This is a genomic window from uncultured Desulfovibrio sp. (assembly GCF_944324935.1).
Taxonomy (GTDB): domain Bacteria; phylum Desulfobacterota; class Desulfovibrionia; order Desulfovibrionales; family Desulfovibrionaceae; genus Desulfovibrio.
Genome location: NZ_CALUYG010000058.1, coordinates 1 through 11,069, shown reverse-complemented (window position 1 = coordinate 11,069; position 11,069 = coordinate 1). Strand labels below are relative to the sequence as shown.

Annotated in this window: 9 protein-coding genes; 5 read left to right on the top strand and 4 right to left on the bottom strand. The window is 62.5% G+C overall.

Annotated features, from left to right (window positions below; genetic code table 11):
* Nucleotides 1-64: 64 nt before the first annotated feature.
* The 4 genes from Q0J54_RS11015 to Q0J54_RS11000 are packed head-to-tail and all read right to left on the bottom strand — an operon-like array spanning nt 65 to nt 4,004.
* A complete protein-coding gene (locus tag Q0J54_RS11015) occupies nt 65-1,753 on the bottom strand; it encodes a hypothetical protein (protein WP_296305676.1) in 1,689 nt (562 codons plus the stop codon).
* The gene (locus tag Q0J54_RS11010) at nt 1,753-2,325 is read right to left on the bottom strand and encodes a hypothetical protein (RefSeq protein WP_296305674.1); all 573 of its coding nucleotides are present in this window, start codon (nt 2,323-2,325) and stop codon (nt 1,753-1,755) included. Before Q0J54_RS11010 ends, Q0J54_RS11015 begins: the two co-directional genes overlap by 1 nt.
* Nucleotides 2,318-2,815 (bottom strand): hypothetical protein, encoded by a 498-nt coding sequence (locus Q0J54_RS11005; protein ID WP_296305672.1) that lies wholly within the window; start codon nt 2,813-2,815, stop codon nt 2,318-2,320. Before Q0J54_RS11005 ends, Q0J54_RS11010 begins: the two co-directional genes overlap by 8 nt.
* A gap of 1 nt (nt 2,816) precedes the next feature.
* On the bottom strand, nt 2,817-4,004 hold the full coding sequence (locus tag Q0J54_RS11000; RefSeq protein ID WP_296305670.1) for a hypothetical protein: 1,188 nt from the start codon (nt 4,002-4,004) through the stop codon (nt 2,817-2,819).
* A gap of 324 nt (nt 4,005-4,328) precedes the next feature.
* On the opposite strand from Q0J54_RS11000, the gene tig reads away from it, so the two are divergent.
* The 5 genes from tig (at nt 4,329) to Q0J54_RS12255 (ending at nt 10,958) form a co-directional block, all read left to right on the top strand.
* Nucleotides 4,329-5,669, top strand: a complete 1,341-nt coding sequence (tig, locus tag Q0J54_RS10995) for a trigger factor (RefSeq protein WP_296305668.1) — start codon at nt 4,329-4,331, stop codon at nt 5,667-5,669.
* Between the two features lie 124 nt (nt 5,670-5,793).
* A complete protein-coding gene (gene clpP / locus Q0J54_RS10990; RefSeq protein WP_296305665.1) occupies nt 5,794-6,402 on the top strand; it encodes an ATP-dependent Clp endopeptidase proteolytic subunit ClpP in 609 nt (202 codons plus the stop codon).
* A 2-nt stretch (nt 6,403-6,404) separates the two neighbouring features.
* Nucleotides 6,405-7,685, top strand: coding sequence for an ATP-dependent Clp protease ATP-binding subunit ClpX (gene clpX / locus Q0J54_RS10985; RefSeq protein ID WP_296305663.1), 1,281 nt, complete (start codon nt 6,405-6,407; stop codon nt 7,683-7,685).
* A 113-nt stretch (nt 7,686-7,798) separates the two neighbouring features.
* Nucleotides 7,799-10,246, top strand: coding sequence for an endopeptidase La (gene lon / locus Q0J54_RS10980; protein ID WP_296305661.1), 2,448 nt, complete (start codon nt 7,799-7,801; stop codon nt 10,244-10,246).
* Between the two features lie 148 nt (nt 10,247-10,394).
* Complete coding sequence (locus Q0J54_RS12255; protein WP_367172243.1) at nt 10,395-10,958, top strand: helix-turn-helix domain-containing protein; 564 nt, start codon at nt 10,395-10,397, stop codon at nt 10,956-10,958.
* Nucleotides 10,959-11,069: the final 111 nt, after the last annotated feature.

The window sequence follows — 11,069 nt, the reverse complement described above, 5'->3', positions numbered from 1 at the left end:
TTTGCTTGCAAAACAACTGTCATGGGGCTTTCTTTTTTTGGCAAGCCCTCTGTTAACTTTCAATTTACAATCTGCCCACCCTGCCCGCCGCCGCTTCCTTTCTCATGGTGGGCTGTTGCGGGCCGAAGCGTTTCTCCAGCTCGGACATGGCGTTGGAAACGAAGGACGCCCGGAAACGCCCCTCCTGTTCAGCGGAGAGCTTGGCGACGTTCAGGCGTTTCATGTAGGCTTCCCGCTCCTCCTGATAGGAGAGGGTAAGCGCTTCCACGGCATTGAGCATCACAAGGTCGTTGCCGATGGGCGTTGTGCTCCCGTCAAGGTAGCCCTCCGCCCGGCTCTGTCCGACGAGGGAGGCAAGGAACGTTTTCTTCACGGAGGTCTGCGCCGAGACGGCGGCCTTTTCGTCGGCGTCCCCCATCGCAAGGGCGGTTTTCACGGCTTCGTCTTTCTGTTCCTTGGTGAGGCGAGGCAGCATGTCTTGCACGTCAGCCAGTCCCAGCGCGCCTCTCCTGATGCCGATGAGGGTATTTTGATACTCCTCGTCGGAGAGGGGATTGGAAGGCTGGGGATTCAGGGCGGCATTGGAGCCGAATCTGGCCTGCTCCACATATACCGGGTAATACTCCGGCGAGATGCCCGCCTCCCGGGCCTCCTCCATCGTCTTGACGGCATGGGACGTGCCATCCACGACGCCCATGTTGCGGGCAAGGATGTGTGCATCTTCCCGCGCCCAGTTTCTCCGCGTCCACGCCCGTGTCTCCGCCTTCCACGCCCTGTCCGTCTCCACGTCCCGCTTTTGCTCCAGCATGTCCCGGACGCCGGGCTGGGAGAGCAGGGAGACGGGCTTGCCGTCAAGGCCGGGGACGGTGACTTTTCGCAGCACGGCTTCCATGCGGGAGACGGAGCCCCCGGTACGCAGCACGCTGTCCGTGGCGAACTGCACAAGGTCGGCCTGCCGGAAGCCCCGCGCCATCATGTCGCCCATGACCGTCTGGAGCGCGGCGGCGTGGCGGTCGGCCAGGGACGCCGCGTCGGAAGGGAGGCGGGGATTGAGGCTGTTGGGGAAGCGGGGGTCGGTAATTCCCCTTATCATGTTGTCGATGTTCTGGTGGGCCTGCTGCATGACGAGCCTGGCGTTCTGCGCCTCCACACTGGCCGTGTGCATGGCGAGGAGGTTGCTCGTGGCGTTACGCAGTGGGGCATGGAAGTTTGGACCGAGGGCGAGGGGGTCCTCATACTTGTTGGCCGCCGAATTCTTGACCAGCTCACCCATCTTTGCGTTGACGGCCTCGGCCACTTTCTTTGTGTCGCGTTCGTTGACCAGCCCGGAGGTGACGTAGAAGTTCCGTAGTTCCGCGTCGATGGTCTGGGCCTCGTTACGCAGGATGGTATGCTCCACATAGCGTTTGACCCACGGGCTTTTGTTCAGCACGGCGGGGTCGGCCTCGGCGGCCTTGCGCCACGCCTCCATGTTCTTGGTGAGTTCCGGGTGTTCCCGATAGAGCTGTTCGGCTTCACTCACATCCTCGGCTATCTTCTTGTCCATGTAGGTTCGGGCGGCCCTGCCGAAGCTGCCGCCGAAGGAATCCAGAGATTCGGCCAGCCGTTGCAGGTCTCGTCCCTGAGCGACGTAGCCGGGGCGGGCCTGCATGTAGGAGAATATCTGCTGGGCCGAGACCGCCGGGGTGAGACGGTCAACGGGGGAAAGCTCCTCCCTGATGGTGGGTTGGGATGACTGTGCGCGTCCTGCCATTAGCCAGCACCTCCCGTGCGTTGGCGGTAATCAAGGTCGGAATACAGCCCATAGGCGTTCAGGCCCGCCGCGCCGATGCCGAGGATGGTTCCGAGGGCGTTCATGCCCGCGCTCTGACTTCCGATGAAGTTGCGGTTGGAGTTGATGCGGTTCTGTGCCCTGTCCTTGTAGGCGGACAGGTTGAGCTCATGGCCCACGGCCCGCATCTCATATTGCTGCCGGATGTTGTCCCGGCGCACGGCCTCCTCCCGCTCGTAGTCGGCCATGAGGGCATTGAGCGCCCCGCCCGTCGCGTTGGTGGAGGCCAGCATGGTTCCCTTCTTCTGGAGGGCGTCCTTCTGTATCTCCTGCGCCTGCCGGGAAGCCTGCGCCTGTTCCTGCATCTGGGAGACGCGCTCGGCGGCGGACTGCTCCGTATATTCCCGCACGGCGGCCTTGTTGTTGAGGTCGGCCACGCGGGCGTATTCTTCGGCCTGCGCCGTCATGTACTGCTGCTGGGCCACGCCCTTGGCGATGGCGGAGCCTGTGCCGATGGCGAGGGAGGCGATACCGAGCGCCATTGGGCTACACATGGGCTTCCCCCTTCTTTTTCACGATTTCAAACCACACCACACCGTCGTGCGGCGTGGGGGGAAGTTCCTCGGCCCCCAGCCAGTGGAGCCAGCGGCGGATGCGACGACTGGAGGCGAGGGTGCGGTTGTACATGAAGCCCGTGGGCGTAAGGGACAACAGCCAGTCACGCACGGCGGGACAGTGTTTCAGAAAGAGCTTCCGCCCGGCGGGGGAGGTGAGCAGGTCTTCGTGAAAGAGCAGCCAGACGAGGGCCGGGTGGATGATGCCGCCCATGCCCATGACCGCCGTGGGCTGGCCGGGGAGGAAGAAGGCGATGCCGGGCGTGGAGTGACGCAGGCCGTGCAGCAGAGCTTCACGGGGCGTATGTCCGCCTGTAAGCGCGGCGATGTCCTCCCTGTCCTCCCGAAGGAGGCGGGGAGCCAGCGCCTCCACGTCGGCCCGGCAGGCGGGGCGGGTGAAGTCCCGCAGATGGTCGGGGATGATGCACATGTCATACCTGCCTGTTGCGTGTGTTGTAGAAACCTTCCCAGCTCGCGTTGACCACGGAGAAGGGGAGGAAGGACTTGGACACGAGGGAGACGGCCACCTGTGTGTTGAGAGAAAGCAGGGGCACGCGGATGGTTCCCGTATAGAGCGGAAGGGAGCCTATGCGGTTTGTGCCGTGACCCAACTCCCTGCCGGTGAAGCGGTAGCGGCTGGGCTGACGGAAGGAGGGGACGACCTCCACCTCCAGATAGCCGGTCTCCTCACAGGCGATGGAGAGGCTGCGGAGCTGGAGACGGCCCGACGTGACGGCATTGCCCTTCTGTCCTTCCCGCAGCGCGAAGGTGGAGAAGGTGTAGCGGCTCTCGAAGGGCAGGCCGATGAAGAGCTTTCTGCCCGTGGCGTTGCCGCGCACCATGAGGGTCTTTCCCTTCAGGGATTCCACCTCGTGGGCGTAGCCCGCCCGCTGGCCCTCCCCGCTGCGGGTGATGACGGCGGGAGCCGTGGCCGGGGCGTAGGGCAGGGTGATGGTCGTGCTTTCCGTGGCGCTGTCATAGGCCGAGACCGCGCAGTCGGCTTCCGTCAGCTTGCGGTCGAGGGCGTACTCAAAGTTCTCGTCCGCATCGCGGCAGGCCGGGGAAATGTCCATGACCTCCAGAAAAAGGCCCTCGCCCCGATAGTCCATGAGCAGGAAGACACGGGCGTCATGGAGGGCCAGACCGGCCACCTTCCCGGCCATGTCCCAGCGGCTCCACGCGGATTGCACCTTTTCCGAGCCGTTCCAGAAGTATTTGTACAGCCAGATGGATTCCGTCCTTCCACGGGAGAGGACAAGCAGAAAGTCTTCGTTGGTGGAGCAAAGCAGCTTGTGGATGCCGCCGTTGATGTAGTGCGGCACATGGGAGGACACGTCGGCGGCGTCGTTCTGGTCGGTATTGTCCGGCATGGTGTAGTATTCCCGGATGCCGCCCCACTCTCCCCGGTTGACGGCGAAGAACACGGTCTTGCCGGAGGAGACGGGCTGGGCCGTCACATCGCAGGCGAACTCCGTCACCGGCTTGATGCTGACCGTGGAGTTGGCGAGCACCGTGTCGTGCTCCAGCGCGAACTGCGTCTGGTCGCTGAACAGGAGGATGCCCCCCGTGAAGACCACGGCGTGCTGGAGCGAGGAGGTGCGGGTGGCCGAGGCCGCCACGTCGATGGGGTCTGAATCCAGCGGTTCATCCGTGGGGGTTCAATTCCCCCCTCTCGCACCAGTCATGGCGTGTCTGGCAGGCCCACAGGAACTGCACCCCCGGCCAAGGGGCGTTGCGGAATCCCGTGGGCTTTTTGCACACAGACGCCTGGTTCGGCGGCGCGCCCGCGCCGACCTTGCGTACCGCTCCGGGAGGGCCGGCGCGGCGGACTTGTGTTGCCCTGCTCTTTATGGTAGCAGAGACGGTTCCCATTGCAGAAAGCCGTAAAGCCGGCGAGCCCCCAGCATGGCAGATGGGAGAAAAAATCGCCCAAGGAGCGCCCTGTGGAATATACCATTGAAGAACTTTCGCCGGTAAAAAGGAAAATCAGCATTGTCGCCGAAGCCAGTGACGTGGACGACGCCATAGCGCGTTCCGTGGCCTACTACCGCAAATCCGTGCAGATTGACGGTTTCCGCAAGGGCAAAGTGCCTGCCTCGGTGGTGGAAAAGCGCTTCCACGACTACATCTATGAGGAAGCCCGGCAGGCGCTGGTCAATGCCAAGGTCGGCGATGCGCTGACCAAGGCCGGCCTCGAACCGGTGTCCGGCATCCAGTTTGTGGAAGATGGCGGGGCGCTGGCCCGCGGCAAGGGGCTCAGCTTCAGCGTTGAGTTCGAAGTGCTGCCTGCCTTTGAGCTGCCTGCCTACGAAGGCATGGAAGTGGAAAAGGAAAAGGCCGTGGTGACCGATGAAGAGGTGGACGCCGTCATCGAGCGCATCCGCCGCGACCGGGCCGAACTGCTGGATGTGGCCGGCGAAGGGCCTGCCGTGGACGGGCAGATCGCCAACATCAGCTTTGAGGCCTTCGAAGACGGCAAGTCGCTCGGCGAGCTCAAGACCGACAATTTCGACCTTCCCCTTGGGGAAGGACAGGCGCTCGACGATTTCGAAAAGCTGGTGAAGACGGTCAAGGTCGGCCAGACGGGCGAAGGCGACATCGTCTTCCCGGCAAACATCCCCGCGCAGAGTCTGGCCGGCAAGACCCTAAAGATCCGGGTGACTGTCCATGCGGTGAAACAGCGCAAGCTGCCGGAGATTAATGATGATCTTGCCAGGCAGGTGGGCGTCGAGAGCATGGACAAGCTGCGGGCGAGCATCCGCGACAGCTACGCGTACAGCCGCGAGAACGCGGTGCGCAGCGCCGCTCAGAAGAAGATGCTGGACAAGATGCTGGCCGGTCTGGAATTCCCGCTGCCGGAAAGCCTGCTGGACATGCAGATCCGCACCCTCATCGCCGAGACGGCGGCCCGGCTGGAGCAGCAGGGCAAGAAGCTTGCCGATCTGGGCAAGACCGAAGACGAGCTGCGGAAGGAACTGCAGAAGCAGGCCGAGGAGCTGACCCGCATCCAGGTTCTGCTCCTTTCCATCGCCCGCAAGGAAGGCCTGAGCGTCAGCCAGGGCGAAGTGGACAACCAGCTGTACCGCATCTGCATCCAGACAGGTGAAGACTTCCGCAAGGTGCGTGAAGCCTATGAGCGCACCGGCATGATCAACACCATGCGCGACCGTCTGCTGGCCGACAAGGGCATGGAGGCCGCCTTTGCCAAGGCGAAGGTCCGGGAAGTGGAGCCCATGAAGGAAATCACCCCTGTGAAAAAGGACGCGGCCCCGATCGCCGACTAGGTGCCGGATCCGCGCCAGTCCCGACAGCGTCGCGCCGCAAGGTGCGGCGTTGTTGGAGTTTTCAGCCTCTCCGGCGTGTCGACCGTATCTGGCGGACGCCACTTTCCCTAGAGTGAGGAAGTTCATGCAGGCCTATCAGATCCCTTTTGTCATCGAAAACACGGGTAGGGGAGAGCGCTCCTACGATATTTATTCCCGCCTGCTCAAGGACCGCATCGTCCTTCTGAGCAGTGAGGTGACGGACGCCGTCGCTTCGCTGATCTGCGCCCAGCTGCTGTTTCTGGAATCGCAGGATCCCGAGCAGGAGATCAACCTCTACATCAACTCGCCGGGGGGCTCCGTCACGGCAGGTCTCGCCATTTACGATACCATGCGCTACATCACCTCGCCCGTGACCACGGTCTGCATGGGCCGGGCCGCCAGCATGGGGGCCTTTCTTCTGTCCGCCGGCAAGCCGGGCATGCGTTTTGCCCTGCCCAACAGCCAGATTATGATCCACCAGCCGCTGGGCGGCTACCAGGGCCAGGCCACGGATATCGAGATCCACGCCCGCGAGATCCTGCGCATCAAGGAACGCCTCAACCGGCTGCTGGCCGAACATTCCGGCCAGCCCTACGAAACCATCGTCAGCGCCACGGAACGCGACAAGTTCCTTACGCCCGAGGAAGCGCTCGAGCTGGGCATCATCGACCGCGTGCTGGTCTCGCGCCGCGATCTGGAGGAAAAGAACTAGCCATGTCCGACACCACGCCGTCCGATAAGAAGCAGGAGCTGCGCTGTTCCTTCTGCGGCCGCCCCGAAAGCGAAGTCAACAATATGATCACGCAGGAGCACGCCTGCATCTGTGACCAGTGCATCAAGGCGTGCGGGGAGCTCATCGCGCGTGACCGGCTCCAGCATGACGACTCGCCGGAGCGCCTGCTGTCGCCGCAGGAGATCAAGGATCGGCTCGACGAGTACGTCATCGGTCAGCATGACGCCAAGAAGATCCTTTCGGTGGCTGTCCACAACCACTACAAGCGGGTGTTCTACGCCGATGCCCTGGGCGACGATGTGGAGCTGGAAAAAAGCAACATTCTGCTGGTGGGCCCGTCCGGCAGCGGCAAGACCCTGCTGGCCAAGACGCTTGCCAAGGTGCTGCGGGTTCCCTTTGCCATCGCTGACGCGACCACGCTGACCGAGGCCGGTTATGTGGGCGAGGATGTGGAAAACATCCTCGTGCAGCTTCTGCAGAACGCCGACTACGATCTGGAAGCGGCGAGCAAGGGGATCATCTATATCGACGAGATCGACAAGATCTCCCGCAAGAGCGACGGCCCCTCCATCACCCGCGACGTCTCCGGCGAAGGCGTGCAGCAGGCCCTTTTGAAGATCATTGAAGGCACCGAGGCCAACATCCCGCCCAAGGGGGGGCGCAAGCATCCCCAGCAGGAATTCATACGCATGAACACGAGCAACATCCTGTTCATCGTGGGCGGGGCCTTTGTGGGGCTGGACAAGATCGTCGAGTCCCGCGTGACCGGCGGTTCCATGGGCTTCGGCGCGCATGTGCGCAGCAGCAAGGGCATGCCGCTGTCGGAATTGCTGGAAAAGATCCATCCGCAGGATCTGGTGAAGTTCGGGCTCATCCCTGAATTCGTGGGCCGCATCCCCATCATCACCCATGTGGACGAACTGGACGAGCCGGACCTTGTGCGTATCCTGACGGAACCCAGGAACGCGCTGGTGCGGCAGTATCAGAAGCTCTTCGAGCTGGACAACGTGCAGCTGCGCTTCACCACCAACGCCCTCAAGGCCATCGCGCACAAGGCCATCGAGCGCAAGACCGGCGCGCGCGGTCTGCGCAACGTGATGGAACGCATCATGCTGGACATCATGTTCAAGCTGCCGTCCCTGCCTGACGTCAAGGCCTGCCTCATCAATCAGGCCGTCATCGACAAGGGCAAGGAGCCGGTCCTCCTCTATGCGGACGACGGCGATTTTCCCGCCGAGGTGCTGGACGATCAGGCCGTATGACCGCTGCGCCGGAGCCGTGCGGAAAGCGGCTCCGGTTTTTGTCGTTTCCTGTTGCGATGACGCGCGCCGACGGCAAGAGGCCGCCGGCAGCGTGAGGAACCATGAGGATAGCTATGTCCGCACTCCAGTATGGCGCCGCACCGGCGCAGACCCTGCCGTTCATGCCCCTGCGCGAAGTGGTGATGTTCCCCCGCTCCATCATGCCGCTCTTTGTGGGCCGTGAGGCGTCCATAAAGGCCATCGAGGAAGCGCAGGCCAAATTCGGCAAGCACATTTTCCTGGTCTCTCAGCGGGAAGCGGAAGTGGAGCGCCCCGGCGCCGACGATCTCTATGCCGTGGGAGTGGTCTGCAAGGTGCTCCAGATGCTGCGTCTGCCGGACGGCACCATCAAGGTGCTGTTCGAGGGGATGCACAGAGCCGTCTGGCGCAGTCTGCTCGATAATGCCTCCTGCCCGCTGGTGCAGGTGGAAGGCATGCCCGAGACGGAAAGCCGTCCCGAGGAGCGCGAGGCGCTGGTGCGCGCTGTGCATGAGTCGCTGGAAGAATACGCCAAGGGCAACAAGAAGATCTCCCAGGAAGCCGTGCTGGCCATCCTGGCCCAGCGCGATCCCGGCGCGCTGGCCGACGCCGTGCTGCCTCACCTCAAGGTGGATTACCGCCGCAAACAGGAGGCGCTGGAACTGGCGGACGTGACCCTGCGCCTGGAAAAGGTGTATGAGATGCTCCAGGGCGAGGTGGCGCTCGTCAGCATGGAAAAGCGCATCAAGAACCGCGTCAAGGTGCAGATGGAGCGCAACCAGCGCGAGTACTACCTCAGCGAGCAGATCAAGGCCATCAACAAGGAAATGGGACGCGACGACGACCCTCAGGCCGAGATGGACGAGCTCGAACAGAAGCTGCGCGCCCGCAATATGCCTGAGGAGGCCCGGGAAAAGGCCCTCTCGGAAGTCAAGAAGCTGCGGGCCATGCCCCCGTCGGCGGCGGAATACACCGTGGTACGCAACTATGTGGACTGGATCCTCGATCTGCCCTGGTGCGACCTCAAGGAAGTGGAGATCGACATCGAGAAGGCCCGCGCCATCCTTGACGGCGACCATTTCGGCCTGGAGAAGCCCAAGGAGCGCATCCTCGAATATCTTGCCGTCCAGAAGCTTTCCAACGGCCTGAAGGGGCCCATCCTCTGCCTCGTGGGGCCGCCCGGCGTGGGCAAGACGTCGCTGGCCAAATCCGTTGCGCGAGCCACCGGGCGCGACTATGTGCGTCTGGCCCTTGGCGGCGTGCGTGACGAGGCTGAGATCCGCGGGCATCGCCGCACCTATGTGGGGGCCCTGCCGGGCAAGATCATCCAGTCCCTCAAGCGGGTCAAATACAACAATCCGCTCTTCTGTCTGGACGAGATCGACAAGATGAGCTCCGATTACCGCGGCGACCCGGCCTCGGCCCTGCTGGAAGTGCTGGACCCGGAACAGAACGCCACCTTCATGGATCATTACCTTGATCTGGAATATGATCTGTCCAAGGTCTTTTTCATCACCACGGCCAACTCCCTGCACTCCATCCCGGCCCCGCTGCTGGACCGCATGGAGATCATCGAGCTGAACAGCTATCTGGAAACGGAAAAGCGCCATATCGCCCGTAACTTCCTGTTGCCGCGCCAGATCGAGGAGCACGGCCTCAAGGAGCACAACATGCGCCTTTCCGAAAACGCCCTGCTGGAGATTATCCGCTCCTATACCCGGGAGGCCGGCGTGCGTAATCTCGAGCGCGAGATCGGCGCGCTCTGCCGCAAGACGGCCATCCGGCTGGTGGAAGAGGGCGATCTGAACAAGTGCGTGACCATCTCCCGCCAGAGCCTGCCGGCCATGCTGGGCGTCAAGCGTTACCGCCATGAGGAACGCGAAAGCGAGCCGCAGGTGGGGGTCTGCGCCGGGCTGGCCTACAACCAGCGCGGCGGGGAGATCCTGCTGGTGGAAACAAGCCTTATGAGCGGCTCCGGGCAGGTGGTGACCACCGGGCAGCTTGGCGACGTCATGAAGGAATCGGCGCGCGCCGCCCTGAGCTATGTGCGCTCGCGGGCCGAAGTCTTCGGGCTGGATCCGCGTTTTCACCGCAAGGTGGACATCCATGTGCATGTGCCGGCAGGCGCGACGCCCAAGGACGGGCCGTCGGCCGGCATCACGCTGGCCACATCCATCACTTCGGCCCTGCTCGGGATCGCCGTGCGCAACGATGTGGCCATGACCGGAGAAATCTCCTTGCGCGGCCGCGTGCTGCCCATCGGCGGCCTGCGGGAAAAGCTGCTCGCCGCGCGGCGCGGCGGCATCCGCTGCGTCATCATGCCGCGGGATAACGAGAAGGATCTCAAGGAAGTGCCGGACGAGGTGCTCAAGGATCTGGAGATCATTTTCGTGGAACATGTGGACGAGGTGCTGCCCCATGCGCTGGCAGCGCCGCGCGAGGTCATCTTCTCGGGCGAGGCCACGGCGCAGCCGATCTATCTGTCGCTGCGCGCGGGCGCCATGAAGCATGACGCCGGCGACAAGCATCAGCCCGCCCAGTAAGGCATACCCTTTCGTTGTGTTTTTTCGGTGAGGGGAACCTTTTGTGGACGGCAGATTGTCAACTGAAAGGTAACAGAGGGCTTGCCCAAAAAAGAAAGCCCCATGACAGTTGTTTTGCAAGCAAACACCTCAACAACGAGGAACTGTCATGGGGCAAAAACACCTTACCCAAACGCACAGAGAAATCATGGAGCGACGTCCGGGGGAAAAATCCCTCAGGAGCATTGCCGAGCTCCTCGGCTACAGCCCAGCGGCCATTTCAAGGGAAGTCCGGCGAAGCGCCAAGAAAAACGGCAGACATGATGCACAGGCCGCTCAAAGGCGGGCCGACTGGCGTTCCTCAAAAGATAAGAACGCGGGAAAGCGGACGGCTTTTCTTACCGCCAGGGAAGGCCGCTCAGAGGGTTTGGGCGCTACCTTCGACACACGGGTCCGGGCAAGCGTCTTGTCCATGACAGGAAAACGAGGATTTTTGCGCTTCCCCGCATATCATCACGGCCTGAGGTGGATTGTTACGGCCACTGGGAATGTGATTTGCTACATGGGAACCGCAAAAGTGGCTACATCATTACAGCTGTCGAACGCAAGAGCGGTTTTCTCATGGCGACGTACAGCGCGGATCGCTCAAGCACAGTTGTCGCGGCAGGGATCAAACAGCTTTTTTCACGAGTTCCCGCCTGGTTTTTCAAAAGTATTACCTATGTACCTATGACCAGGGCAGGGAATTTTTCAATGACAAGCAGACAGACCACCATTTTGGTACGGCAAGCTCTTTCCGCCACGCCGGCTGCCCCGGAGAGCGGGGGCTCAATGAGCGGACAAA